Annotated in this window: 27 protein-coding genes; 19 read left to right on the forward strand and 8 right to left on the reverse strand. The window is 76.4% G+C overall.

All coding sequences use genetic code 11. The features are described 5' to 3' along the window. Positions 1-12: 12 nt before the first annotated feature. The 4 genes from MY526_RS05570 to MY526_RS05585 all read right to left on the reverse strand — a co-directional run bounded on the left by MY526_RS05570 (position 13) and on the right by MY526_RS05585 (position 3,932). On the reverse strand, positions 13-969 hold the full coding sequence (locus tag MY526_RS05570) for a DUF808 domain-containing protein (RefSeq protein WP_436690065.1): 957 nt from the start codon (positions 967-969) through the stop codon (positions 13-15). Between the two features lie 132 nt (positions 970-1,101). After that, a complete protein-coding gene (locus tag MY526_RS05575; RefSeq protein WP_436690063.1) occupies positions 1,102-2,016 on the reverse strand; it encodes an HAD family hydrolase in 915 nt (304 codons plus the stop codon). 103 nt (positions 2,017-2,119) lie between these two features. Then, on the reverse strand, positions 2,120-3,190 hold the full coding sequence (locus tag MY526_RS05580) for a DUF5667 domain-containing protein (protein WP_436703425.1): 1,071 nt from the start codon (positions 3,188-3,190) through the stop codon (positions 2,120-2,122). A gap of 103 nt (positions 3,191-3,293) precedes the next feature. Beyond that, positions 3,294-3,932, reverse strand: coding sequence for a sigma-70 family RNA polymerase sigma factor (locus MY526_RS05585; protein WP_436690059.1), 639 nt, complete (start codon positions 3,930-3,932; stop codon positions 3,294-3,296). Positions 3,933-4,121: 189 nt separating this feature from the next. Between MY526_RS05585 and MY526_RS05590 the strand changes: the two genes are divergently transcribed. The 15 genes from MY526_RS05590 (at position 4,122) to MY526_RS05660 (ending at position 18,760) form a co-directional block, all read left to right on the forward strand. Next, positions 4,122-5,660: a class I adenylate-forming enzyme family protein gene (locus MY526_RS05590; RefSeq protein ID WP_436703426.1), complete on the forward strand. Its 1,539-nt coding sequence runs from the start codon at positions 4,122-4,124 to the stop codon at positions 5,658-5,660. Continuing rightward, positions 5,657-5,902 carry a glutaredoxin family protein gene (locus MY526_RS05595; protein ID WP_436690055.1) on the forward strand — a complete coding sequence of 82 codons (246 nt, stop codon included), beginning with the start codon at positions 5,657-5,659 and terminating at the stop codon, positions 5,900-5,902. Before MY526_RS05590 ends, MY526_RS05595 begins: the two co-directional genes overlap by 4 nt. A gap of 252 nt (positions 5,903-6,154) precedes the next feature. Then, positions 6,155-6,817 (forward strand): redox-sensing transcriptional repressor Rex, encoded by a 663-nt coding sequence (locus MY526_RS05600; protein WP_436690053.1) that lies wholly within the window; start codon positions 6,155-6,157, stop codon positions 6,815-6,817. Next, complete coding sequence (locus MY526_RS05605; RefSeq protein ID WP_436690051.1) at positions 6,814-8,175, forward strand: glutamyl-tRNA reductase; 1,362 nt, start codon at positions 6,814-6,816, stop codon at positions 8,173-8,175. Before MY526_RS05600 ends, MY526_RS05605 begins: the two co-directional genes overlap by 4 nt. Then, on the forward strand, positions 8,172-9,107 hold the full coding sequence (hemC, locus tag MY526_RS05610) for a hydroxymethylbilane synthase (RefSeq protein WP_436690049.1): 936 nt from the start codon (positions 8,172-8,174) through the stop codon (positions 9,105-9,107). Before MY526_RS05605 ends, hemC begins: the two co-directional genes overlap by 4 nt. 82 nt (positions 9,108-9,189) lie before the next feature. Beyond that, positions 9,190-10,728 carry a uroporphyrinogen-III synthase gene (locus MY526_RS05615; RefSeq protein WP_436690047.1) on the forward strand — a complete coding sequence of 513 codons (1,539 nt, stop codon included), beginning with the start codon at positions 9,190-9,192 and terminating at the stop codon, positions 10,726-10,728. After that, a complete protein-coding gene (gene hemB, locus MY526_RS05620; RefSeq protein ID WP_436690046.1) occupies positions 10,725-11,714 on the forward strand; it encodes a porphobilinogen synthase in 990 nt (329 codons plus the stop codon). Before MY526_RS05615 ends, hemB begins: the two co-directional genes overlap by 4 nt. Positions 11,715-11,716: 2 nt before the next feature. After that, positions 11,717-12,214 carry a hypothetical protein gene (locus MY526_RS05625; RefSeq protein WP_436703427.1) on the forward strand — a complete coding sequence of 166 codons (498 nt, stop codon included), beginning with the start codon at positions 11,717-11,719 and terminating at the stop codon, positions 12,212-12,214. Further along, complete coding sequence (gene hemL, locus MY526_RS05630; RefSeq protein WP_436703428.1) at positions 12,211-13,584, forward strand: glutamate-1-semialdehyde 2,1-aminomutase; 1,374 nt, start codon at positions 12,211-12,213, stop codon at positions 13,582-13,584. Before MY526_RS05625 ends, hemL begins: the two co-directional genes overlap by 4 nt. Continuing rightward, positions 13,584-14,219, forward strand: a complete 636-nt coding sequence (locus MY526_RS05635; RefSeq protein WP_436690040.1) for a histidine phosphatase family protein — start codon at positions 13,584-13,586, stop codon at positions 14,217-14,219. Before hemL ends, MY526_RS05635 begins: the two co-directional genes overlap by 1 nt. A gap of 62 nt (positions 14,220-14,281) precedes the next feature. Then, the gene (locus MY526_RS05640) at positions 14,282-14,848 is read left to right on the forward strand and encodes a TlpA family protein disulfide reductase (protein WP_436690038.1); all 567 of its coding nucleotides are present in this window, start codon (positions 14,282-14,284) and stop codon (positions 14,846-14,848) included. Further along, entirely contained in the window at positions 14,848-15,675 is an 828-nt protein-coding gene (locus MY526_RS05645; protein ID WP_436690036.1) for a cytochrome c biogenesis CcdA family protein, read from the forward strand. Before MY526_RS05640 ends, MY526_RS05645 begins: the two co-directional genes overlap by 1 nt. Positions 15,676-15,754: 79 nt before the next feature. After that, a complete protein-coding gene (gene resB, locus MY526_RS05650) occupies positions 15,755-17,398 on the forward strand; it encodes a cytochrome c biogenesis protein ResB (protein ID WP_436690034.1) in 1,644 nt (547 codons plus the stop codon). Next, the gene (gene ccsB, locus MY526_RS05655; protein ID WP_436690032.1) at positions 17,395-18,348 is read left to right on the forward strand and encodes a c-type cytochrome biogenesis protein CcsB; all 954 of its coding nucleotides are present in this window, start codon (positions 17,395-17,397) and stop codon (positions 18,346-18,348) included. The genes resB and ccsB overlap by 4 nt, the downstream gene beginning before the upstream one ends. 115 nt (positions 18,349-18,463) lie before the next feature. Beyond that, the gene (locus tag MY526_RS05660; protein WP_436690030.1) at positions 18,464-18,760 is read left to right on the forward strand and encodes a hypothetical protein; all 297 of its coding nucleotides are present in this window, start codon (positions 18,464-18,466) and stop codon (positions 18,758-18,760) included. 56 nt (positions 18,761-18,816) lie between these two features. Here MY526_RS05660 and MY526_RS05665 read toward each other — a convergent pair whose 3' ends face one another. Then, positions 18,817-19,038 (reverse strand): hypothetical protein, encoded by a 222-nt coding sequence (locus MY526_RS05665; RefSeq protein WP_436690028.1) that lies wholly within the window; start codon positions 19,036-19,038, stop codon positions 18,817-18,819. Positions 19,039-19,083: 45 nt separating this feature from the next. On the opposite strand from MY526_RS05665, the gene MY526_RS05670 reads away from it, so the two are divergent. Beyond that, positions 19,084-19,584, forward strand: a complete 501-nt coding sequence (locus MY526_RS05670) for an Lrp/AsnC family transcriptional regulator (protein WP_436690026.1) — start codon at positions 19,084-19,086, stop codon at positions 19,582-19,584. Beyond that, positions 19,568-19,888: a DUF4229 domain-containing protein gene (locus tag MY526_RS05675; RefSeq protein ID WP_436703429.1), complete on the forward strand. Its 321-nt coding sequence runs from the start codon at positions 19,568-19,570 to the stop codon at positions 19,886-19,888. The genes MY526_RS05670 and MY526_RS05675 overlap by 17 nt, the downstream gene beginning before the upstream one ends. Before the next feature lie 8 nt (positions 19,889-19,896). Here MY526_RS05675 and MY526_RS05680 read toward each other — a convergent pair whose 3' ends face one another. From MY526_RS05680 to menE, 3 genes are read right to left on the reverse strand one after another with little or no spacing between them, the layout of a single operon-like run. Then, on the reverse strand, positions 19,897-20,523 hold the full coding sequence (locus MY526_RS05680) for a GPP34 family phosphoprotein (protein WP_436690022.1): 627 nt from the start codon (positions 20,521-20,523) through the stop codon (positions 19,897-19,899). 17 nt (positions 20,524-20,540) lie between these two features. Next, positions 20,541-21,413 (reverse strand): 1,4-dihydroxy-2-naphthoate polyprenyltransferase, encoded by an 873-nt coding sequence (locus MY526_RS05685; RefSeq protein WP_436703430.1) that lies wholly within the window; start codon positions 21,411-21,413, stop codon positions 20,541-20,543. Positions 21,414-21,415: 2 nt separating this feature from the next. Beyond that, positions 21,416-22,543 (reverse strand): o-succinylbenzoate--CoA ligase, encoded by a 1,128-nt coding sequence (gene menE / locus MY526_RS05690; protein ID WP_436690018.1) that lies wholly within the window; start codon positions 22,541-22,543, stop codon positions 21,416-21,418. 87 nt (positions 22,544-22,630) lie between these two features. On the opposite strand from menE, the gene MY526_RS05695 reads away from it, so the two are divergent. Beyond that, a complete protein-coding gene (locus tag MY526_RS05695; RefSeq protein WP_436690016.1) occupies positions 22,631-23,578 on the forward strand; it encodes an o-succinylbenzoate synthase in 948 nt (315 codons plus the stop codon). After that, the coding region (menD, locus tag MY526_RS05700; protein WP_436703431.1) for a 2-succinyl-5-enolpyruvyl-6-hydroxy-3-cyclohexene-1-carboxylic-acid synthase at positions 23,575-24,366 on the forward strand (792 nt) is incomplete at its 3' end. The genes MY526_RS05695 and menD, both read left to right, overlap by 4 nt.

The raw sequence follows: 24,366 nt of genomic DNA on the forward strand, positions 1-24,366 counted from the left end.
GACGGGGTCCGCTCAGTGCGCCCCGGCCTCGCCCGGGGAGTGGGCCTTGCGCCGGTGGATCGTGAGGTTCATGACGGCGACCACCACGGCGCCGACGACGAGCCCGAGGAACGCGCTGGCCAGCGTGTTGACCAGCCAGCCCACGACCCCGCCGAACGCACCGGTGGCCTCGTGCGCCGCCTCCTCCCAGTGGTGCACGGTCTCGTAGAGCAGGTGCCAGCCCAGCTCGTCGGTGCCCACCAGCAGGATGTGGCCGCCGACCCACAGCATCGCCGCGGTGCCGACCACGGTGAGGGCGGTGAGCAGCCGCGGCATCGCCTTGACCAGTCCGCGGCCCAGCGCCGCCACCCGCTGCCCGGGTCGCTGGGACAGGCTCAGTCCGACGTCGTCCATCTTCACGATGACGCCGACGACGCCGTACACCAGGACGGTGATGCCGACCGCGACGATCGCGAGGATCACCGTGCGCGACAGGAACGGCTGGTCGACCACCTCGTTGAGCGAGATGACCATGATCTCGGCCGACAGGATGAAGTCGGTGCGCACGGCGCCGGAGATGATGGTCTTCTCGTCCGGGAGGGCCTTCTCGGCCGCGGCGTGGGGGTCGTCGTGGCCGCGGAGCTTGTGCCAGACCTTCTCCGCACCCTCGTAGCACAGGTAGGCGCCGCCGACCATGAGGATCGGGGTGAGGAGGACCGGCAGGAACTGACTGAGCAGCAGCACCGCGGGCAGGATGATGAGCAGCTTGTTGCGCAGCGACCCCAGGGCGATGCGCCGGATGATCGGCAGCTCGCGCTCCGCGGCCAGGCCGTGCACGTACTGCGGCGTGACCGCCGTGTCGTCGACGACGACACCGGCAGCCTTCACGCTGGCCCGTCCAGCGGCGGCCCCGATGTCGTCGACGGAGGCGGCGGCGGCACGCGCCAGCACCGCCACGTCGTCGAACAGGGCCACGAGTCCACCAGCCAAGGCAGGTCCTTCCGGTCGGTCCGCACGCGTGTGCCGTGCACGTGATGATGGTCGGTCCGGCCGGATGGCGCCCGGCCTCCCCGCGGGAGTACCCGGTCGGGCCCGTCGAACGCCTCGTCTCGGTGCGGCGACTCAGAAGGGCCAGCGCTGGCGGCGACGGAGGGCCAGCGCGCCGCCGACCAGGCCGCCGGAGAGCGCGGCGGCCGCCACGGTGGGGACGCCGATTCTCGCGGCCTTGCGACCGGTGCGGAAGTCCTTGACCTCCCAGCCCCGGGATCGGGCGACCGCGCGCAGCTCCGTGTCCGGGTTCACCGCGACCGCCGTCCCGGCGAGGGTGAGCATCGGCAGGTCGTTGGAGCTGTCGCTGTAGGCGGTGCACCGGGAGAGGTCCAGGCCCTCGCGCTCGGCCAGGGCCCGCACCGCCTCGGCCTTGGCCTCCCCGTGCATGAGCTCGCCGACCAGCCGGCCGGTGTAGTGCCCGTCGACCACCTCCGCGACGGTGCCCAGCGCGCCGGTGAGGCCTAGGCGGTGGGCGATGATCCGGGCCAGCTCCACCGGGGTCGCGGTGACCAGCCACACCCGTTGCCCGGCGTCGAGGTGCTTCTGGGCGAGCACGCGGGTGCCGGCCCAGATCCGGTCGGCCATCAGCTCGTCGTAGATCTCCTCGCTGACCGCGACGATCTCGACGACCGGCCGGCCGGCGACGAAGGCCAGCGCGTTCTCGCGGATGGTGTGCATGTCGTCGGCGCTCTCGTTGCCGGCGACGCGGAACTTCGCCTGCTGCCACACGAACAGCGCCAGGTCGCGGGCGCGGAAGTACTTGCGGGCGGCCAGCCCGCGCGCGAACCAGAACAGCGAGGCGCCCATCATCATCGTGTTGTCGACGTCGAAGAACGCGGCCGCGGCCAGGTCCGGGACGACGGCAGGTGCGGGCTCGACCTCGGCGGCGGCGGCGGAGGCGGCACCGGCGACGTGCGCCCGGGTCTCCTCGTCCGGCAGCTCCGCCTGGCGCCGTGCTCGGCGGCCGCGGAAGGGCAGTCCCGACACCACGACCTCCCCCTGTCTCCGTGCGCCGCCGGGGCAGCCGAGGCGGGGCGGGGCGGCGCGATCCGACCCTAGTGGGCGTCCGGCGTGCGCCGAGGACGCGGGTTCAGCAGATCAGCAGCGGGATGCAGACCGGCAGTGGCGTGTCGACCAGCGGTGGCGGAGCCGGCCGGGACGGCGCCGGGACGGTCGGGAGCCCACCCGCCGGCGGGCCGCCGACCGGCGGCAGGGGGAGTGGCCGGGACGGCGACGGGGCCGGGGCCTGCGGCGTCGACGACGTCGGGTCCGGCGCATCGGCGGCGGGTCCGGTCACGGGCGCCGGGTCGGCCGTCGGCGGTGCGGGCGCCTCCGGCGCAGCGGCCGCCGGGACCTCCGCCGCGCACGCCACCGGAACCGGGCCGAGGGCGTCCGGCGCGTCGACCGCCGGGCCGGTGGGGCAGGCCAGCGCGCTCCGCAGGCCCGCGGCACGCCGGGCCAGGTCGGCGAGCAGCGTCAGCGAGTCCTCCGCGGCGGCGCCCGCGCCGGCCGGGACGTCGGACCGGAGCGCGACCAGCCCGACGCTCTGCTCCGCCGTCCAGACGGCCAGCTCGTCGACGGGGGCGGCGTCCGCGTCGCGCACCGCCTGCGCCGCGAGCAGGGCGGCGCCCTCGGTCGTCTGCTCGTCCATCGTGTCCAGCACGCCGATGACGACGTCGGCGGGGGCGGCTCCGGCCAGGGCGCCGAGCTCGTCGAGCCGGGTGGCGGCGAACTGCAGCAGGGTCAGGCCGCGGTCGCTGCCGGTCAGCGCCAGCCGGGTCTGCTCGGTGCCGCGCTTGACGCCGTAGAGGACGTCGCCGGGCCGGGCGTCGCCGGCCAGCGCGACCACCCCGCCTGCGGCGGTCACCGTGAGCGCGGCGCCGACCAGGCCGGCGGTCAGCCGGGCGCGCCAGGCCGGCGTCCTCCGGTCCGAGGCCCGCGCGGCCAGCAGCCGCCGCAGCCGCGAGCGCGGTGCGGGGACCGGCGTGCGCACCGCGGCCATCGCCACCAGCCTGTCGCGGGTCCCCGCCCGGAAGGCCGGGTCCGGCCCGTCGTCGAGCCCGGCGGCCAGCACCTGCAGGCGGGCGAGGACGCCGTCCTCCCGCTCGCGCAGCGCGGTGCGACGGGCGCCCGCGGGCGCCGCGCCGTCGGGACCGCTCACCGGGTGCCTCCGAGCCGTGGGATGGGGGTGGGTCGTCCAGCGCGGCGCACCCGTGCGGTCAACGAGCCGGCGCGGGGGCCGGTGACGGGGGCCGGCGTGCCGCTCATCGCAGTCCCTCCGGCAGCAGCGCGGCCAGCCGGCGCACCGCGCGGTGGGTGAGGGCTTTGACCGCGCCGTCCTTCTTGCCCATGACCGCGGCGGTCTCGGCCACCGACAGGCCCTGCAGGAAGCGCAGCGAGATGCACTCCTGCTGCTCGCTGCCCAGCTGGCGGATGCAGGAGAGCAGCTGCTCGTTGGTCAGCTGCCGCACCACGGCGTCCTCCGGGCCCTCGGTGGCCCGGTCGGCGTCGCGCATGTCCGCGGTGGTGACCTCCAGCCGGTAGCGGCTGCTCTTCACGTGGTCGAGGACGAGGTTGCGGGCGATGGTGACCAGCCAGGCGCCGACGTCGCGGCCCTGGTAGGTGAGGGAGTCGATCCGCCGCAGCGCCCTGACGAAGGTCTCGCTGGTGAGGTCCTCGGCCACGGTCCGGTTCCCCACCCGGTGCAGCAGGTAGCGGAAGACCATGTCCACGTACCGGTCGTAGAGCCGGCCGAAGGCCTCGGCGTCGCCGCCCTGCGCCGCGCGGACCAGCTCCCAGACGTCGACGTCGGGCTCGGCGAGGGCGCCGAGCGCGGCCGGCCGCGCCTCGTCGAGCGCGGCCGCCTCGGTCAGGGCGCCGTCGACCGGCTGCGGCGGTGGCATGCGGGCGTCGGACCTCCTCCTCGGCCCGCGGGCCGCCTCGGCTCGCACCACCCCCGCGGGGCGGCGCACAGTGCTGCGGGGCTCCCCCCATGGTGACAACATCGCGGCAGCCCGTCCACGACGTGGTCACCCACCGTGTCGTGGCCCTTCCCGCGGGTGGCCATGACCCCGCCACCGGAGGAGCTGTGCATGACCGAGGCCGGTACGTCCCTCTCCGCGCTGGTGCGGGCGGCGGCGCGGAGCCGGGGCAGCGCTCCTGCCGTGGTCGACGGAGGGTCGCGGCTGACCTGGGCCGAGCTCGATGCGCAGGTCGACCGCGCGGCGGCCGGCTACGCGGCCCGCGGGCTGACGCCGGGGCAGCGGGTCGCCGTCCAGCTGCCCAACGGGGCCGACTGGCTGCGGGCGGCGCTCGGCGCGCTGCGGGCGGGGCTGGTCGTCGTCCCGGTGAACACCGCCTACACCGACCCCGAGCTGGAGTACGTGCTCACCGACAGCGGCGCGGCGCTGTTCGTCGCGGGCGACCGGGCGCCGGTCGCCGGCGTGCCGGTCTGCACCGGGCCGCCGGCGCACGACGCCGCACCGCCGGCGGACGCCGAGGGGGAAGCCGCCCTGTCGTTCCTGGCCTACACCAGCGGCACCACCGGCCGGCCGCGGGGCGCGATGCTCCCGGCCGCGGCGCTGCGGGCCAACCAGGAGCAGTGCCTGGCGATGAGCCCGCCGCCGGTCCGTCCCGGCGACCGCGTGCTCGTCGCGCTCCCGCTGTTCCACGTCTACGGGCTCAACGCCGGCTTCGGGCTGGTCGCGGCCACCGGCGCCTGCGCCGTCCTCGTCGACCACTTCGACCCGGCCGGGACGCTCGAGCTGATGGCGCGCGAGGAGGTCACCGCCGTCCCCGGGGCGCCGCCGATGTACCAGGCGTGGCTGGCCGTCGCCGACGCGGCGGGCTCGGACGCCGGCCTGCGCCGCGCGTTCGCCGCCGTCCGGATGGCCTCCTCCGGCGCCGCCCCGCTGCCCGCCGAGGTCTGGCGGGGGATGCGGGACCGGGCCGCGGTCACCGTCTGGGAGGGCTACGGGCTCACCGAGGCCTGCCCGGTCGTGGCCAGCACCCTGGCCACCGGGCGGGCCAAGCCGGCCTGCATCGGCGGGCCGATCCCCGGCGTGGAGATCCAGCTGCGCGACACCGCCCAGCGCGAACCGGTCGAGGACGACGCACCGACCGCCGTCCGCTTCGCCGAGGACGGCCCGGGGGAGATCTGGGTCCGCGGACCCAACCTGTTCTCCGGCTACTGGCCCGACGGCGCGGGCGGCCCGGACGCCGAGGGCTGGCTGGCCACCGGGGACCTCGCCTATGCCGACCGGGACGGTGACCTGCACCTGGTCGACCGGCGCAGCGACCTCATCCTCGTCAGCGGGTTCAACGTGTACCCGGCGGAGGTGGAGCGGGTGCTCGACACCCATCCCGCCGTCGCCGAGAGCGCGGTCATCGGCGTGCCCGACGCCCGCACCGGCTCCGCGGTCCGCGCGGTGGTCGCCCTCCGGTCCGGGCGGACGGTGGGCCTGGCGGAGCTGCGCGAGCACGCGGCGGCGTCGCTGGCCCGCTACAAGGTGCCGACGTCGGTGCAGGTGCTGGCCGCGTTGCCGCACTCGCTGACCGGCAAGGTGAGCCGCGCCCGGCTGCGCGAGCTGGGCCTGACCCGCCCGGACGACGACGTGGAGGAGGTCTCGTGAGCGAGGCGCGGCTGCAGTTGCTGACCCGCCGGGAGTGCCACCTCTGCGAGAACGCGGCCGCGGCGCTGGAGCTGATCGCCGCCGAGGCGGGGCTGGCGGTCACCGCGGTCGACGTCGACGCCGACCCGGAGCTCCAGGCCGAGTACGGCGACCGGGTGCCGGTGCTGCTGCTCGACGGCCGGGAGCACTCCTACTTCACCGTCGACGTGCCGCGGCTGCGCCGGGACCTGAGCCTCCCCTGACGGCCCCCGTGCAGGGACCCGCCGCGAGCCTGCGAGTGGCGGGAGGCACGGGGGTCCTTGCTATGGTCCTCACCACAGCTGGCGCCGTCTGTCCTGGGTTGCGGCCTCCGAGCCTCCCAGCGACTTTGTTCCTGCGTTCACAAGCGGTTACCGTGGCTGTCGCCGGGCGGTCTCCCGCCCGGGCCCCCGATGTCGTTCGACCGCATCCGGCACCCGCCGGACGTACGGGCGCGACCGCTGTGGAGTGAGTCCGTGACGCAGCCACGGCCCCGGATCCCCGAGGCCACCGTCGCCCGCCTGGCCGTGTACCTGCGGGTGCTCACCGGCCTCGCCGACGGTGGCCGCAGCAACGTCTCCTCCGGTGAGCTGGCCACCGCGGCCGGCGTCAACCCCGCCGGGCTGCGCAAGGACCTCTCCCACCTCGGCCCCTGCGGCGTCCGCGGGGTCGGCTACCACGTGGGCACCCTGCGCGACCGCATCGCCCGGGTGCTCGGCGTCGAGCGGTCCCGCGCGTGCGTGCTGGTCGGGATCGGCAACCTCGGCACCGCACTGGCCGACTACGCCGGCTTCGGCAGCCGCGGCTTCCGGTTCGTCGGGCTCTTCGACGCCGCCCCGGTCCGGGTGGGCCAGCGGATCGGCGGGCAGCTCGTGCGCCCCATGGACGAGCTCGACGAGGTGGTCGCCACGACGGCGGCCACGATCGGGGTCATCGCGACACCGGCCGAGGTCGCCCAGTCCGTCTGCGACCGGCTGACCGCGGCCGGGGTGAGGAGCATCTTGAACTTCGCACCGGTGGCGCTGAGCGCACCCCAGGGTGTCGACGTGCGCCAGGTCGACCTCTCCGTCGAGTTGCAGGTGCTCGCGTTCCTCGGCCAGCAGCGCGGCGGGATCGAGTCCGTGGAGGTGCTCGCATGAGTCTCCTGGCGGTCGGCGTGAGCCACCAGACCGCGCCCGTCGCGCTGCTCGAGCAGTTCGCGATGGGTGCCGACGACACCGTCAAGGCGCTGCACGAGCTGGTCGGGACCGACCACGTCAGCGAGGCCATCGTGCTGGCCACCTGCAACCGCGTCGAGGTGTTCGCCGAGGTGGACCGTTTCCACGGCGGTGTCACCGACGTCAGCCGGGTGCTGGCCCGCCAGGCCGGCGCCACGGTGGAGGAGCTCTCGCCCTACGTCACCGTCCACTACGAGGACCAGGCCGTCACGCACCTGTTCACCGTCGCCGCCGGCCTGGACTCGATGGTCGTCGGCGAGACGCAGGTGCTCGGCCAGCTGCGCACCGCCTACGCGCTGGCCCGTGAGCAGGGCGCCGTGGGCCGGGCGCTGCACCCGGTCGCCCAGCGGGCGCTGCGGGTGGGCAAGCGCGTGCACACCGAGACCGGCATCGACCGGGCCGGCGCCTCGCTGGTCTCGGTCTCCCTCGACCACGCCGAGGACCGGATCGGCTCGCTGGCCGGCCGCTCGGTGCTGGTGGTCGGTGCGGGCTCGATGGGCGCGCTGGCGGCCACGACGCTGGCCCGCCGCGGCGCCGCCGTCACCGTGAGCAGCCGGACGCCGGCGCACGCCGAGCGGCTGGCCACCTCGGTGGAGGGCCGCGCCGCCGAGCTGGCCCGGCTGCCCGAGGAGCTGGCCGCCGCCGACGTGCTGGTCACCTGCACCGGGGCGCGCGGCATCGTCGTCGGCACCGAGGTCGTCGCCCGGGCCATGACCGGCCGCGCCGGCCGGCCGCTGGTCGTCATCGACCTGGCGCTGCCCCGGGACGTCGACCCCGGCGTGGCCGCCGTGCCCGGCGTGCACGTGGTCGACCTCGCCCTCCTGCAGGGCGAGCGGACGGCGGCCGGCGAGCTCTCCGCCAGTCCGGTGGCCGCCGACGACATCGCCGCCGCGCACGCGCTGATCGAGGCCGAGACCGCGCTGCTGCGGGCCGAGTGGCAGGCCGCCGCCGTCGCGCCGACGGTCTCCGCGCTGCGCAGCCAGGCCGCCGAGGTGGTGGACGCCGAGCTGCTGCGGCTCTCGACGCGGCTGCCCGACCTCGACGCCAAGGCCCGCAGCGAGGTCGCCCGCACGGTGCGCCGGGTGGTGGACAAGCTGCTGCACGAGCCGACCGTGCGGGTGAAGGAGCTGGCCAGCGCCCCCGGCGGCGTGGACTACGCCGACGCCCTGCGCGCGCTGTTCGGGCTGGGGATCGACGCCCCCGTCGTCCCCGAGCGGGCGAGCCTGGCCGACGCGGTCACCGTCGACCCCGACGAGCTGAGTGCCGGCGGTGGCGGGTGACCACCACGACCTCGACGCTCCGGCTGGGCACCCGCGCCAGCCGACTGGCCACCACCCAGTCCCAGGCGGTCGCCGACGCGATCACCGCGGCGAGCGGCGTCCCCGTGGAGCTGGTGCACATCAGCACCGAGGGCGACCGCTCGGCGGCGGCGATCGCGCAGCTCGGCGGCACCGGCGTCTTCGTGGCGGCGATCCGGCAGGCCCTGCTGGAGGATGCCGTCGACGTCGCCGTCCACAGCTACAAGGACCTCCCGACGCGGCCCGAGCCCGGGCTGACGGTGGCGGCCGTGCCGCTGCGGGAGGACCCGCGCGACGCGCTGGTCGCCCGCGACGGGCTCACCCTCGGCGAGCTGCCGGCCGGCGCGCGGGTCGGCACCGGCGCGCCGCGGCGGGTGGCCCAGCTGCGCGCCCTCGGCCTCGGGCTGGAGGTCGTGCCGATCCGCGGCAACGTCGACACCCGCATGGCGCGGGTGGTTCCGGGCGACCTGGACGCCGTCGTCCTGGCCCGGGCGGGGCTGACCCGGCTGGGCCGGCTGGACGCCGTCACCGAGACCCTCGACCCGCTGCAGGTGCTGCCCGCGCCGGCGCAGGGCGCGCTGGCCGTGGAGTGCCGGGCCGACGACGTCCGCACGCGGGAGCTGCTCGCCGCCCTGGACGACCCAGCCGCCCGCGCCTGCGTGGCCGCCGAGCGCACCACGCTGGCCACGCTCGAGGCCGGCTGCAGCGCGCCGGTCGCGGCCTACGCCGAGCTCGCCGAGGGGGAGGACGGCCCCGAGCTGTTCCTCCGTGCCTCGGTCACCGCGCTCGACGGCAGCGACGGTGTGCGCGGCTCGGTGAGCGGGCCGCCGGCCGACGCCGAGCGGCTCGGCCGCGAGCTCGCCGCCGACCTGCTCGACCGCGGCGCGGCCGAGCTCATGGCGGCTTCCCGATGACTCCCACCCCCGCCGGGCATCCCCGCCCGGCTCCCCAGACCCCCGCACACCAGCCCTCACGGGCCAGGAACAGGAGCTCGCGATGACGCGCTTCCGCAAGCAGAACGGAACGGCCGGCAAGGTCGTCTTCGTCGGCGCCGGCCCGGGCGACCCGGGCATGCTCACCGCCCGGGCGACCGCGGCGCTGGCCGAGGCCGACGTCGTCCTCGTCGACCCGGACGTGCCGCCGGCGATCGCCGACGCGGTCCGCGAGCAGCGGCCCGGGCTCGAGCTGACCCCCGCCACGGGTGAGCCGGCCGAGATCGCCAAGGCCGCCGTCGCTGCCGCCAAGGGCGGCAGCACGGTCGTCCGGCTCGTCGCCGGCGACCCGTTCACCTCCGACGGCGCGGTCAAGGAGGTGCTCGCCGTCGGCCGCACCTCGGTCGGCTTCGACGTCGTCCCGGGCGTCGCCCCGGCCACCGCCGTCCCGGCCTTCGCCGGTGTCGCCGTCGGCGGCACGTCGGTCAGCGCCGACCTGCGCGGCGGCGACGTCGACCTCGCCGCGCTGGCCGCGGCCGCCTCGGGGCTGGGCGCGCCGCTGGTGCTGCAGGCCAACGCTGAGGAGCTCCCCGACGCGGCCGCGCGGCTGGTCGAGGGCGGCCTGTCCGCCGGGACGCCGATCGTGGTCACCACCGGCGGCTCGGGCACCGCGCAGAAGAGCGTGGTCGCCAAGCTGGCCGCCGTCGCGGAGAAGACCGCCGGCCTCGACGCCCTGACCGGGCCGGTCGTGGCCACCGTCGGCTCGGCCGTCGACAAGCGCGGCAAGCTCTCCTGGTGGGAGAGCCGGCCGCTGTTCGGCTGGCGGGTGCTGGTGCCGCGCACCAAGGACCAGGCCGGCGGGATGAGCGACCGGCTGCGCGCCTACGGGGCCGTGCCGGTCGAGGTGCCGACGATCGCCGTCGAGCCGCCGCGCAGCCCCGCGCAGATGGACCGCGCCATCAAGGGCCTGGTCACCGGCCGCTACGGCTGGATCGTGTTCACCTCGGTGAACGCGGTCAAGGCCGTGCGCGAGAAGTTCGTCGAGCTGGGCCTCGACGCGCGTGCCTTCGCCGGCGTCAAGGTCGCCTGCGTCGGCGAGCAGACCGCCGAGGCGGTGCGGGCCTTCGGGATCGCGCCGGAGCTGGTGCCCACCGGGCAGCAGTCCAGCGAGGGCCTGCTGGCCGACTTCCCCGAGTACGACGACGTGCTGGACCCGATCAACCGGGTGCTGCTGCCGCGCGCCGACATCGCCACCGAGACCCTCGCCGCCGGCCTGGTCGAGCGGGGCTGGGAGATCGACGACGTCACCGCCTACCGCACCGTCCGGGCGGCCCCGCCGGCCGCCGCGGTGCGCGAGGCGATCAAGGGCGGCGGCTTCGACGCGGTGTGCTTCACCTCGTCGAGCACGGTGCGCAACCTGGTCGGCATCGCCGGCAAGCCGCACGCCAAGACCGTCGTCGCGGTGATCGGCCCGCAGACTGCGGCCAGCGCCCAGGAGTTCGGCCTGCGGGTCGACGTCCAGCCGGAGATCGCCGCCGTGGCGCCGCTGGTGGACGCGCTCGCCGAGTACGCCGACTCGCTCAGGGCCGCGGAGGACGCGTGACCGCCGGCTTCGCGCGCGGGCGCCGGCTCCGGTCGACGCCCGCGTTGCGGCGCCTGACCGCCCAGACGCGACTGGCCCCGGCCGACTTCGTGCTGCCGGTGTTCGTCAAGCAGGACATCGCCGAGCCGGTGCCGATCGGCTCGATGCCCGGCGTCGTCCAGCACACGCTGGACTCGCTGCGCAAGGCCGCGCACGAGGCCGCCGAGGCCGGCATCTCCGGGCTGATGCTCTTCGGCATCCCCTCGGCGAAGGACCCGGTCGGCTCGCAGGCCGACGCCGCCGACGGGATCGTCAACGTCGCGCTGCAGCAGCTGCGCGCCGACCTCGGCGACGAGCTGGTGCTCATGGCGGACCTCTGCCTGTGCGAGTACACCGACCACGGGCACTGCGGCGTCGTGACGCCGGCAGGCGTGGTCGACAACGACCCGACGCTGGACCGCTATGCCGCGGTGGCGGTCGCCCAGGCGCAGGCCGGCGCCCACCTCGTGGCGCCCAGCGGGATGATGGACGGCCAGGTCGCGGCGATCCGCGCGGGACTGGACGGCGCCGGGTCCACCGAGGTGCCGATCCTCGCCTACGCGGCCAAGTACGCCTCGGGCTTCTACGGCCCGTTCCGGGAGGCCGCCGAGGGGGCGCCGCAGTTCGGCGACCGCTCGACCTACCAGATGGACCCGCCCAACGCCGACGAGGCGCTGCGCGAGGTGGCGCAGGACATCGCCGAGGGCGCCGACGCGGTCATGGTCAAGCCGGCGCTGCCCTACCTGGACGTCGTCGCCCGGGTCGCCGACGCCGTCGACGTCCCGGTCAGCGCGTACCAGGTGAGCGGCGAGTACGCGATGGTCGAGGCCGCCGCGGCGAACGGCTGGGTGGACCGGCGGCGAGCCGTCCTCGAGACGCTCACCGCGATCCGCCGGGCCGGCGCGGGCACCGTGCTCACCTACTGGGCGGTGGAAGCGGCGCAGTGGTTGTCGCCCACCCGCCCCTAGCGATGACGTACGTCGAGCCCGGGGGCTCCTGGCGGCCGTTCTGGCCGGTCGCCGGCGTCGTCGGGCTCCTCGTCGTCGTGGACCTGCTGCTGCCCGGGCGGGGGGTCCCGTCGCTGGTCCTCGCGCTGGCCGGGTGCGCGCTCGGTGCCGTGCTGGGCCACACGCTCATGGTCCGCCGGGCCTGGACGGTGCGGGTCGACGCCGAGGGCGCCGACGCCGGCCTCACCGTCGGCCGGGAGCGGGTACCGCTCGCCGACGTCGACGCCGCCCACCTGCGCGCGGTCACCGTCGGGACGGCGGGGGCCGACGCCGGCGCCGCCGTCCTCGGCGGCGGCGGGTCGCTGCCGCGCGGGCGGGCCGGGCTCCCGCTGCGGCTCATCGACGGGCGCACCGTGCTGGTGCCCACCCGCGACCCGGCCGCGCTGACCACCGCACTGCTCGCCGCCCTCCGGGACACCCCGGACGGCTCCCGAGGGAGGAAGGGGACACTGGGCTCGTGACCTCGCCGGACAGCCCCCCGTACGCCTACGAGGCCCCCAGGTCGGCCGATCTGTTCGCCCGCGGTCAGCGGGTCACCCCGGGCGGGGTGAACAGCCCGGTGCGCGCCTTCCGCGCGGTCGGCGGCACCCCCCGGTTCATGGCCAAGGGGTCCGGGGCCTACCTGACCGACGCCGACGGGCGCCGCTACGTGGACCTGGTCGCCTCGTGGGGCCCGCTGATCCTCGGCCACGCGCACCCGGCGGTCGTCGAGGCGGTCACCGCCGCCGCCCGCCGCGGCCTCACCTTCGGCGCCCCGACCGAGGGCGAGCTGGAGCTGGCCGAGGAGATCATCGCCCGGATGCCGCCGGTGCAGCGGGTGCGGCTGGTCAACTCCGGCACGGAGGCGGTGCTCTCGGCGGTCCGGCTGGCCCGCGGCGTCACCGGCCGCCCGCTCGTGGTCAAGTTCGCCGGCTGCTATCACGGCCACGTCGACGCGCTGCTGGCCTCGGCCGGCTCCGGCGTGGCCACCCTGGGCCTGCCCGACACCCCGGGCGTCACCACCGGCGCGGCCGCCGACACCGTCGTGCTGCCCTACAACGACGTCGCGGCGGTCGAGGCGGTGTTCGCCGAGCGCGGCGCCGAGATCGCCTGCGTCATCACCGAGGCCGCGGTCGGCAACATGGGCGTCGTCCCGCCGCTGGACGGGTTCAACGCCCAGCTGCGCCGGATCACCGCCGCGCACGGCGCGCTGTTCATCGTCGACGAGGTCATGACCGGCTTCCGGGTCTCCCGCTCCGGCTGGTACGGCGTGGACCCGGTCGACGCCGACCTGTTCACCTTCGGCAAGGTCATGGGCGGCGGGCTGCCCGCGGCCGCGTTCGGCGGCCGCGCCGACCTCATGGACCACCTGGCCCCGGCCGGGCCGGTGTACCAGGCGGGCACGCTGTCGGGGAACCCGGTGGCCGTGGCCGCCGGCCTGGCCACGCTGCGGCACTGCACCGGCGCGGTCTACGCCCGCTGCGACGAGGTGGCCGGGACCCTGCGCGGCGCGGCCAGCGCCGCGCTGTTCTCCACCGGCGTCCCGCACCGGGTGCAGCAGGCCGGCTCGATGTTCTCCGTGTTCTTCGTGCCCGACGGGCGGCGGGTCCGCGACTACGACGACGCCCGCTCGCAGGACGCCAGCCGCTACACCGCCTTCTTCCACGCGATGCTCGCCCGCGGGGTGTACCTGCCCCCGTCGGCGTTCGAGGCGTGGTTCGTCAGCGCCGCGCTGGACGACGAGGCCGTCGAGCGGGTGCTCGCCGCGCTGCCCGCGGCCGCCCGCGCCGCCGCCGCGGTCGAGCCCGCCGCCGCGCCGCCCGCCGAGGACCCGGCCGGGGTGAGCACCTGATGGCCGAGACCACCGTGGTGCACCTGCTGCGCCACGGCGAGGTGTTCAACCCGGACAAGGTCCTCTACGGCCGGCTGGCCGGCTACCGGCTCTCCGACGCCGGCGAGGGCATGGCGCGGGCGGCCGCCCGCTGGTTCGCCGACCGGGGGGTGACGCACCTGGTGTCCAGCCCGCTGGAGCGGGCCCGGCAGACCGCCGCGCCGATCGCCGAGGCGCTGTCGCTGCCGGTCACGCTCGACGACCGGCTGATCGAGGCGAGCAACCTGTTCGAGGGGCTGCGGGTCGGCGTCGGCGACGGCGCCCTGCGCATGCCCCAGCACTGGTGGAAGCTGCGCAACCCGTTCCGGCCCTCGTGGGGCGAGCCCTACGTCGAGATCGCCGCCCGGATGCTCGCCGCGGTCGAGGCCGCCCGCGACGCCGCGCGCGGGTCGGCGGCGGTGTGCGTCAGCCACCAGCTGCCGATCTGGACCGTCCGGCTGCACCTGGAGGGACGCCGGTACGTGCACGACCCGCGCCGCCGACAGTGCGGCCTGGCCAGCGTCACCTCGCTGACCTACGAGGGCGACCGCTTCGTCGGGCTCTCCTACGCCGAGCCGGCGGGTGCGACCGACCCCGACGCGGTGCCCGGGGCATGAGGTACCTCCCTCCGAGGAGCTCCGATGGCGCTCCACGTCCCCGCAGGGGCCCCGGTGGTGGGTTGCTCGGTGCCCTGGCGGCGGCGCTGCTGCTCGCGGGCTGCTCCACCGGCGCGAACGCCGTCGACGTCAACAACGGCGGCGAGTTCCGCTTCGTCGCCGGCACCCCGGCCGGTGAGGTCATCCCGGCGGCCGAGCGCGCCGCCGCGCCCGACTTCTCCGGCACCCTGCTGGGCGGGGGCGGGTTCTCCTCCGACGAGCTGGCCGGCGACGTCGCCGTCCTCAACTTCTGGGGCTCGTGGTGCCCGCCCTGCCGGGTGGAGACGCCGGAGTTCCAGGAGGTCTACGCCGACGTCCGGGACCAGGGCGTCGCCTTCCTCGGGCTGAACGTCAAGGAGACCAGCGAGCAGTTCGCCCAGGCCTTCGTCGACAGCGAGGGCATCGAGTTCCCCTCCCTCTACGACCCGCGCGGTGAGGTGGCGCTGGCGTTCCGGGACTACCCGGCGAACGCGATCCCGTCCACGATCGTGCTCGACCGTGACGGCCGGGTGGCCGCCGTCTACACCGGCGAGGTCGCCCAGGGCGACCTGCGCGCGGTGATCGACTCGCTGGTGGCGGAGGGGAGCTGATGGGGGAGACGTTCGGCGCCCTCGTCACCGACGGCCCGCTGCTCGTCGCCGCCGCGGTGGCCGCGCTGGTCGGGCTGGTCAGCTTCGCCTCGCCGTGCGTGCTGCCCCTGGTGCCCGGCTACCTGTCCTACGTCACCGGCCTGGCCGGCACCGGCGCCCGGGCGGCGGTCGCGGTGCCGGCCGGCAGTTCTCCTCCCCCGGGGGCCCAGGCGACCGCGGTGCGCACCGACGAGCGCTCCTCCCGCGGCCGGATGGTGCTCGGCGCGCTGCTGTTCGTGCTCGGGTTCACCGCGGTCTTCGTCGCCTTCGGCGCCGCGTTCGGCGGGCTGGGCCGGTTGCTGCTGCAGCACGCCGACGTGCTGACCCGCGTGTTCGGCGTCGTCACCATCGTCATGGGGCTGGCCTTCCTCGGCTGGCTGCCGGTCCTGCAGCGCACCGCCCGGATCTCCGCCCGCCCGGTCGCCGGCCTGGCGGGGGCGCCGCTGCTGGGCGTCGTCTTCGGCCTCGGCTGGACGCCGTGCCTCGGGCCGACCCTGGCCGCGGTCAACTCGCTGGCCTACGTGGAGGCGACCGCCGGCCGCGGCGCGGTGCTCGGCGTCGCCTACTGCCTGGGCCTCGGGGTGCCGTTCGTGCTGGTGGCGCTGGGCGCCCGGTGGGCTCTCGGCGCGACGTCCTTCCTGCGCCGGAACGCCCGGACCGTCACCCGCGTCGGCGGCGCACTGCTGCTCGTCGTCGGCGTCCTGCTGGTCACCGGGGCCTGGACCGAGATGATGGGCTGGCTGCGCTCATGGCTGGCCGCGACAGGCTTCGGGGAGTCCGCCCTGTGAGCACCGCGAGAACGACGGGCGAGCGAGCATCGCAGCGAGCGCCAGCGAGCGAGGAGCGGCACGAGCTCGGAGTCGAGCCATGAGCCTGCAAGCGCCGCCGCGGCCGGCCGAGGTGCCGCAGCCGCCGGCCGGGCCCTCGGCCGGCCGGCGCGCGCTGAACCTCTGGCTGCGCTGGTGGCGCCGGCTCACGGCCATGCGGACGGCGATCATCCTGCTGCTCCTGCTGGCGCTGGCGGCGATCCCCGGGTCGCTGCTGCCGCAGCGGTCGCTCAACCAGAGCAACGTCACCCAGTACTTCGCCGACCACCCGACGCTGGCGCCCGTCCTCGACCGCCTCTACCTGTTCGACGTCTTCAGCTCCCCGTGGTTCGCCGCGGTCTACCTGCTGCTGTTCGTCTCGCTGATCGGCTGCGTCGTCCCCCGGCTGGTCGAGCACGCCCGCGCGCTGCGCGCCGCGCCGCCGCCGGCCCCCCGCCGGCTGCTGCGGCTCCCGGACTCCGCCGAGCTGCCCACCGCCCTGGACGGCGCTGCCGCCCTCGACGTGGTCGAGGAGGAGCTGCGGGTCCGCCGCTTCCGGGTCGTCCGCCGGTCCGGTGGGTCCGGCCCCGAGCTGTCGGCCGAGAAGGGCTCCTGGAAGGAGACCGGCAACCTGCTGTTCCACCTCTCGCTGGTGGCGCTGCTGCTCGGCCTGGCCGGCGGCAAGCTGTGGGGCTACGAGGGCAGCATCCTGGTCACCGAGGGCCAGGGGTTCTGCAACTCGTTCCAGCAGTACGACACCTACTCGGCCGGTCCCCTGGTCGAGGGCGGCGACCTCACGCCGCTGTGCGTCGACCTCGAGGACTTCCGCGCCGAGTACGAGGAGAACCTGACCGCGGCCTCCTTCACCGCGGACATCTCCTACGGCGCCCCCGGCGAGGAGGGCAGGCCGACGACGATCGGCGTCAACGACCCGCTGCGCCTCGACGGCGACCGGGTCTACGTCACCGGGCACGGCTACTCCCCGGCGTTCACCGTCACGCTGCCCGACGGGACGGCGTTCACCGACGTCTCCGCGCCGTTCCTCCCCTCCGACCAGACCACGATGGCCAGCGAGGGCGCGCTCAAGCTGCCCGACCTGGGTGCCGGGGTCGAGGACCAGTTGGCCCTCGAGGGCTTCTTCGCCCCGACCGGCGTGCTGCAGGGCGGCATCCTCACCTCGATCGACCCGCGACCGCTCAACCCGCAGGTCGCGATCCTGGCCTACCAGGGCTACCTGGGCCTGGACTCCGGGTTGCCGCAGTCGGTGTACGCGCTGGACCGGAGCCAGATCGAGCGCGGCCGGCTCGCCGAGGTGGGCCGGGCCAACCTGTCGGTCGGGCAGTCCCTGACCCTCGAGGACGGGACGGCGATCACCTTCAGCGGCTACCGGCAGTTCGCCGCGCTGCAGTTCTCGCACGACCCCGGGCAGCTGTGGGTGCTCGCCGCCGCGGTCAGCCTGCTGCTCGGCCTGCTCGCGCTGCTGCTCCTGCGCCGCGAGCGGTTCTTCGCCCGCGTCGGACCCGCCTCCGACGGCGGCGGTACCGTGCTCACGGTCGGCTCGCTGACCCGGGGCGGCGGCGACAGCGCTCCCCGGTTCGCCGAGCTGACCGGCCGGCTGCGGACGGCGCTCGACGCCCGCGCCCCCGGCACCCCCACCCCGTCGTCCGGCGGGGCCCGCACCGGAACCGGAGGCTCTCCCGAGTGACCGTTGACCAGTCGCTGGCCGACCTGTCGGACACCCTGTTCTCGATCACCGTCGCGCTCTACTCGGTGGCCGTCGTCGCCTTCTCCGCGCAGCTGGCCTTCGGTCGCCGTCCGGCCACCGACCGCGAGCTGGTCGGCGCCGGGGTCGGCACGGGCACCGGCGGGGACGGCGCGGCTCCGGCCGAGACGACGGCCACCGCCCGGTGGGGCCTGGCCGGGATCGCGCTCACCGCCCTCGGCGCGCTGGTGCACACCGGCGTCCTGGTCACCCGCGGCCTGGCCGCCGACCGGCTGCCCTGGGGCAACATGTACGAGTTCGCCACCGCCGTCGTGCTCGTCGGCGTGGTGGCGTTCCTCGTGGTGGCCGTCCGCACGCCGGTGGTGCGCAGCATCGGCGCCTTCGTGCTCGCACCGGTCGTGATCTCCCTGGTCGCGATCGGGCTCTTCCTCTACACCGAGACCGGCCCGCTGGTCGCGGCGCTGCGCTCGAGCTGGCTGGCCGTGCACGTCAGCACCGCGATCCTCGGGTTCGGCATCTTCTTCGTCAGCGGGATCGCCAGTGTCCTGTACCTGCTGCGGGTGCGGCACGAGACCGGCGGCGCCGACGCCGGCAGCTCGGTGCTCTCCCGCCTGCCGAGCGCCGCGACCCTGGACCGGGTCGCCCACCGCACCGCCGTCTTCGGCTTCCCGATCTGGACCTTCGCCGTCATCGCCGGCGCCATCTGGGCCGAGAGCGCCTGGGGCCGGTTCTGGGGCTGGGACCCGAAGGAGACGTGGGCGTTCATCGCCTGGGTCGTCTACGCCGGGTACCTGCACGCGCGGACGACGGCCGGCTGGCGCGGGCGTCCTGCGGCGTGGGTCAACGTGGTCGGCCTCGGCGTCATGATCTTCAACCTGCTGTACGTGAACATGGTGTCCACGGGACTGCACAGTTACGCAGGGGTCAGTTGAGTCGCACGAGCACCCCCGAGGGGTGACACGCTGGCCGTTCCGGGGGCCGGCAGCGTGACGCGGCCCACCGCCGCGTGCTTCCATGCGCGCATGACGCAGAACGGGGCAGTTCCCCGTGGGTAGGCACTCGGCCGCCGACGGCGCCACCGTGCACCCGGTCGTCGCCGCCGCGCTCGCCCGGCGACAGGAGGGTGTGCCCGCCGGCCGGCACGGTGACCTGGAGGCCGAGAGCACGCACAGCAACGTCGGCTGGCCCGGGTCCCCGGGCTCCGGTGAGGGCACGCCCTCCGGCGGCAGCGTGGGCTGGCCGGGCGGCGCGAGCCAGCCGGCCCGTCAGGAGACGTCGGTCGCCGACGAGGCACCGGAGAAGCCCCGCGGCTGGCGGCGCCTGTTCGGCTCTCGGGCGGCTTGAGAGAGGACCCCTGCCCCCACCGCTCGCAAGCCCGCGGCGGGGCCCTGCAGGGGGCCTTACGCGGGAGAGCCGTCGTCGCGCCGCGCGCGGCGCTCGAGCTCGCGTAGGAACTCGGGGTCGTCGTCGGGCGCCATCGGCCGGACGTCGCGCCCCGGACGGGGCCCCGGACGCCGCGGGGCACGCACCCCGCCCGCGCCCGGACCGCCCGCCGCGGAGGCCGCGCGCATCACCAGCACGACCACAACGACCGCCACCACCAGCACCACCAGGAACGCCATGGCGGTCCACCCCCTGCCGTCGAGCCCGAGTGCACTCCACAGTACGTGCGCGGCGATACTCGACCGCGGCAGTCCACCGCCGGGCGAGGGGAGCGCACCATCGACGCCGTCGACCGGCAGCTGATCGAGCTGCTGCGCGCCAACGGTCGGGCGAGCTACGCCGAACTGGCCCGGCAGGTCGGGCTCTCCTCACCCGCGGTGCACGAGCGGGTCGGCAAGCTGGAGGCCGCCGGCGTCATCCTCGGCTACCACGCGATCATCGACCCGCCGTCCGTCGGGCTGGACGTCACGGCCCTGGTGAGCGTCATCGAGAGCGACTCGGTCGACGACACCGGGCTCGTGGAGGCGTTGCGGGTGATGCCGGAGGTCGAGGACTGCTGGCGGGTCGCCGGCAGCGAGGGCTACGTGCTCAAGGTGCGCGTGACCGACATCCCGGCACTGGAGGCCACCATCAGCGCGTTGAACAGGATCCGGGGCGTCGCCCGGACTCGGACGACCGTCGTCCTGAGCACGAAGTGGGAGGGCCGCCATGGCCGAGAAGGCTGAACCGACGGTGCCCGGCGCGCCGACCGGGGGACCGGCGGCCCCGCCGCGGATCGCCCCCTGGCTGGTCATCTACACCGTCGGCCGGCTGGCCATCGCAGCCGCGCTCGTGCTGCTGCTGTGGTGGCTCGGGCTGGAGGGCTTCCCCGGCCTGCTGTTCGGCCTGCTGCTGTCGATGCCGGTGTCCTACGTGCTGCTGCGCCCCTCGCGCGAGCGGCTGACCGAGGGGCTCGCTGCCCGCAGCGTCGCCCGCCAGCAGGCCGAGCAGCGGCTGGGCGCCCGCCTGAGCGGCGACCAGCCCGCCTGACCCGTCGGTCAGCCCGGGGTGTGCAGGTCGCGGGTCGTCATCCGCGTGACCGCCCCGTACCACGAGCGCGCGGACGCCAGCCCGGTCACGACGGTGCCCACGACCCACCCGGCGTCCCCGGCGGCGGTCACCAGCTCGTCGCGGACCGGGCCGAAGCGGCCGCCCAGCAGCCCGGCCACCTCGGCGATCGCGGTGGCCGCGGCCAGCGGTGGGGGCGGCTGCGCGCCGATCCCCTCCAGCGTCGCCGACACCGCCGCTCGCGACACCGCCGGGTCCACGGGGCGGTAGCGCTCCCCGCGCCACCACCGCCGCTGCCGGTACGGCTCCCACACACCCTCCGCGACGAGCGTCCGGGCGATCTCGGCGAGGTCCGGGCCGCCGTCGGCGACCACCTCGTCCAGCGTGCGGCCGGAGGTGGCCAGGTCGGCGGCGACGTGGTCGGCGAGCGGGTCACCGGTGGGCGTCGCGTCGACCGCGACGTGGTCGTCGGCGTCGGTGAGCCGGCCGGCGAGGGCCAGGTCGACGAGGAGGCCGGCCCGCACCGCGCGGTCGGCCCAGCGGGAGTCGGTCAGCCGGCCGTCGCCCTGGAGGCAGAGCAGCGCCAGCCGCCGTCCGACGCCGTCGGGGCCCGCCATGCCGGCAGGGTAGGGCCTCAGCCGCTGAGCGCGAGGCCGGCGGCGACCAGGACGCCGGTGGCCAGCGTCATCACGCCGGTGCCCTGCAGCGCCCCGATGAGCACCGGACCACGACTGCCGGAGAGCACGGTGCGCACCGGCGGCACGGCCAGGGGGACGGCGAGCAGGCCCAGCAGCGCCCACGGCCGGGTCACCCCGATCGCGGCCACCACGGCGAACGCGACGACCGGGAGCGCCGCGAAGGTCACCCGGGTGCCGCGCTCGCCCACCAGCACCGCCAGCGTGCGCTTGCCGACGGCGGCGTCACCCTCGATGTCGCGCAGGTTGTTGACCACCAGCAGGGCCACGATGAGCAGGCCGATGGGCACGGCGGCGGCGACGGCCAGCCCCTCGACCGAGCGGGTCTGCGCGAACGTCGTCCCGACGACGGCGACCAGGCCGAAGAAGACGAAGACGAACACCTCGCCCAGCGCCCGGTAGCCGTAGGGGATCGGGCCGCCGGTGTAGGTCCAGGCGGCGACGATGCACGCCGCGCCCACGGCGACCAGCCACCAGCTCGACAGCGCCGCCAGCGCGAGCCCGGCGACGCCGGCGACGGCGAACGAGAGCAGCGCCGCGACCAGCACCTGCCGGGGCGTCGCCGCGCCGGAGCCGACCAGCCGCATCGGCCCGACCCGCACCGTGTCGGTGCCGCGGGTGCCGTCGGAGTAGTCGTTGGCGTAGTTCACCGCCACCTGCAGCGCGAGCGCGACGACCAGCGCCAGCAGCGCCGGGACGAGCCGGAACCCGTCGAGCGCGGCGGCCGCGCCGGTGCCGACCAGCACGGGCGCCAGTGCGGCGGGCAGCGTGCGCGGGCGGGCGCCGGCCAGCCACTGGGCGGGGGTGGCCATCGTCACTCCTCCTGGAGGGCCGCGGCGACGCCCCGGCGGTCGGGCTTGCCGGTGTGCAGCGTCGGGACGGCGGGGATGCGGTGCAGCTCACGGGGGGCGGACGGCGCCCCCAGCCGGTCGGCGACCCAGGGCCGCAGCGTCGCGAGGTCCGGCTCCGCCCCGGGCACGGGGACGACGGCGGCGACCACCCGCTGCCCCCACTCCGCATCGGGCCGGCCGAACACCACCGCGTCGGCGACGTCCGGGTGCTCGCGCAGCACGCCCTCCACGGCCGGCGGGGCGACGTTCACCCCGCCGGTGACGACGACGTCGTCCAGCCGCCCGTGCACGGTGAGCCGGCCGTCCGCGTCGAGCGCACCGGCGTCCCGGGTGCGGAACCAGCCGCCGGCGAAGGCGGCCACGCTGCCCTCGGGGTCCAGCCGGTAGCCCAGCGCCAGCACCGGCCCGGCCAGCTCGATGCCGCCGCCGGTCATCCGCACGTGGACGCCGTCCAGCGGCCGGCCGTCGTACACGCAGCCGCCGGCGGTCTCGGTCATGCCGTAGCTCGTGACCACGGCGACGCCCTCGGCCCGGGCCCGGGCCCGCAGGCCGGCGTCCGTGGCGGCGCCGCCGACCAGCACCGCGTCGAGCGCCCGCAGCGCGTCCGGTTCGGCGTCGAGGTACCGGCGCAGCTGGGTGGGCACCATCGCCACGTACCGCCGGCCGGCGGGCATCCGCGCGAGGGCGGCGGCCAGGGGCTCACCGCGGGCGAGCACGGTCGGCGACGTGCCGGCCAGGATCGACCGGCACAGCACCTGGAGCCCGGCGATCGACGACACCGGCAGGGCGAGCAGCCACGACCCGGGGCCGCCCAGGCGCTGCTGCGTCGCCGCGGCCGAGGCGCGCACGGCCGCGGCGGGCAGCAGCACGCCGGAGCCGGCGCCGGTGGAGCCCGAGGTGACGACGACGAGGTCCGCGCCGGGTTCCAGCGGTTCCTCGGGACGCAGCAGCGCGCGGGCCGCCTCGACCGCCGCGGGCGGGCCCGCCGGGAGGACCGCCAGTGGAGCGCGGCCGTCGAGCGCGGCGCGCAGGTGCGGCAGCAGCGCGAGGGGGTCGGCGGGCGCGGGCACGAGGATCAGGTGCCGGGCCACGAGGTCCCAGAGTAAGGACCCTCCTGCCCCCCACCGCTCGCAGGCTCGCGGAGGGGCCCTGCAGGAGGGCCGGATTACGCTGCTCGTGTGGCGGAGGCGGCGGTGATCGACGCCGTGCGGATCTGGTCGGTGCCGATGCGCACCCGCTTCCGCGGCATCGACGCGCGCGACGGCGTGCTGGTGCACGGCCCGGCCGGCTGGGGCGAGTTCTCCCCGTTCTGGGACTACGACGTCGACGAGAGCCGCCGCTGGTGGGCGGCCGCCGTCGAGTCCGCGGTCGAGGGGTGGCCCGCCCCGGTCCGGGACACGGTGCCGGTCAACGTGACGGTGCCCGCCGTCGACGCGGACCGGGCACACGCGCTCGTCGCCGCCTCCGGCTGCCGTACCGCCAAGGTGAAGGTGGCCGAGCCCGGGCAGACGCCGGCCGACGACGTGGCTCGGGTCGAGGCGGTGCGCGACGCCCTGGGCCCGGACGGCGCGATCCGCGTCGACGCCAACGCCGCCTGGGACGTCGACACCGCGGTGGCCCGCATCCGCGAGCTGGACCGCGTCGGCCTCGAGTACGTCGAGCAGCCCTGCGCCACGCTCGACGAGCTGGCCGCGCTGCGCCGGCGCACCGACGTCCGGGTGGCGGTGGACGAGGGCGTGCGCCGCGCGGCGGACCCGCTGCGGGTCGACCTGCGGCAGGCCTGCGACGTCGTCGTCCTCAAGGTGCAGCCGCTGGGCGGGGTCCGGGCCGCGCTGCGGGTGGCCGAGGCGCACGGACTGCCGTGCGTGGTCTCCTCGGCGCTGGAGTCGTCGGTCGGCATCGCCGCGGGGGTGGCGCTGGCCGCCGCGCTGCCGGAGCTGCCGTTCGCCTGCGGGCTGGCCACCGTCGCACTGCTGGCCGGCGACGTGACGAGCACGCCGCTGCTCCCGGTGGACGGCGCGCTGCCGGTGCGGCGGGTGGAGCCCGACCGGCTGGCCGAGGTGGCGGCCGACCCGCCGACCCAGTCGCGCTGGGGGGCCCGGCTGGCCGCGGTGAGCGCTCGGTGAACCCCGCCACCTGGTGCGCGCTGGTGCTCGTGGACGAGCTGGTCCGCGGCGGCGTCACCGACGCCGTCCTCGCGCCGGGGTCGCGGTCGGCCCCGGTCGCGCTGGCGCTGTTCGAGGCCGAGCGCGCCGGCCGGCTGACCCTGCACGTGCGCATCGACGAGCGGACGGCGTCCTTCCTCGCCCTCGGCCTGGCGAAGGCGTCCGGCCGCCCGGTGCCGGTGCTCACCACGTCCGGAACGGCGACGGCGCACCTGCACGCCGCCGTGCTCGAGGCCGACGCGTCGGGGGTGCCGCTGCTGGCGCTCACCGCCGACCGCCCGCCGGAGCTGCGCGACACCGGGGCGAACCAGACGATCGTGCAGCCCGGGCTCTACGGCGGGGCGGTACGGGCCGCCGTCGACGTCGGGGTGCCCGAGGCCGGCCGCGAGGTGGCGCAGAACCGGTACTGGCGGTCGCTGGTGGCCAAGGCCCTGCTCGTCGCCCGGGGCGCGCTGTCCGGCGACCCGGGGCCGGTGCACCTGAACCTGCCGTTCCGGGAGCCGCTGCTGCCCGACGGTCCCGTTCCCGCGGAGCTGCCCGGGCCGTGGGCCGGCCGGCCGGACGGCGCGCCGTGGACGGCCGGGACGGGACCGTCGGCTGTCCCCCTGCCGGACGCCGGGCCCGCCCGCACGCTCGTCGTGGCCGGCGACGCGCCCGCTGCCCTCGGCCGGGCGGCGGCCGCGCTGGCCGCGCGGCGGGGCTGGCCGGTGGTCGCGGGGCCGTCGAGGGGCGCGGGGGGCAAGGCGGAT

The organism is Geodermatophilus sp. CPCC 205761 (assembly GCF_051383655.1).
Taxonomy (GTDB): Bacteria; Actinomycetota; Actinomycetes; order Mycobacteriales; family Geodermatophilaceae; genus Geodermatophilus.

Bases quoted from the DNA above. Each gene is read 5' to 3' on its own strand.
- MY526_RS05585 (WP_436690059.1), bottom strand. From the start codon at position 3,932: ATGCCACCGCCGCAGCCGGTCGACGGCGCCCTGACCGAGGCGGCCGCG.
- MY526_RS05590 (WP_436703426.1), top strand. From the start codon at position 4,122: ATGACCGAGGCCGGTACGTCCCTCTCCGCGCTGGTGCGGGCGGCGGCG.
- MY526_RS05605 (WP_436690051.1), top strand. From the start codon at position 6,814: ATGAGTCTCCTGGCGGTCGGCGTGAGCCACCAGACCGCGCCCGTCGCG.
- MY526_RS05615 (WP_436690047.1), top strand. From the start codon at position 9,190: ATGACGCGCTTCCGCAAGCAGAACGGAACGGCCGGCAAGGTCGTCTTC.
- MY526_RS05625 (WP_436703427.1), top strand. From the start codon at position 11,717: ATGACGTACGTCGAGCCCGGGGGCTCCTGGCGGCCGTTCTGGCCGGTC.
- MY526_RS05635 (WP_436690040.1), top strand. From the start codon at position 13,584: ATGGCCGAGACCACCGTGGTGCACCTGCTGCGCCACGGCGAGGTGTTC.
- MY526_RS05645 (WP_436690036.1), top strand. From the start codon at position 14,848: ATGGGGGAGACGTTCGGCGCCCTCGTCACCGACGGCCCGCTGCTCGTC.
- resB (WP_436690034.1), top strand. From the start codon at position 15,755: ATGAGCCTGCAAGCGCCGCCGCGGCCGGCCGAGGTGCCGCAGCCGCCG.
- MY526_RS05665 (WP_436690028.1), bottom strand. From the start codon at position 19,038: ATGGCGTTCCTGGTGGTGCTGGTGGTGGCGGTCGTTGTGGTCGTGCTG.
- MY526_RS05675 (WP_436703429.1), top strand. From the start codon at position 19,568: ATGGCCGAGAAGGCTGAACCGACGGTGCCCGGCGCGCCGACCGGGGGA.
- MY526_RS05680 (WP_436690022.1), bottom strand. From the start codon at position 20,523: ATGGCGGGCCCCGACGGCGTCGGACGGCGGCTGGCGCTGCTCTGCCTC.
- MY526_RS05685 (WP_436703430.1), bottom strand. From the start codon at position 21,413: ATGGCCACCCCCGCCCAGTGGCTGGCCGGCGCCCGCCCGCGCACGCTG.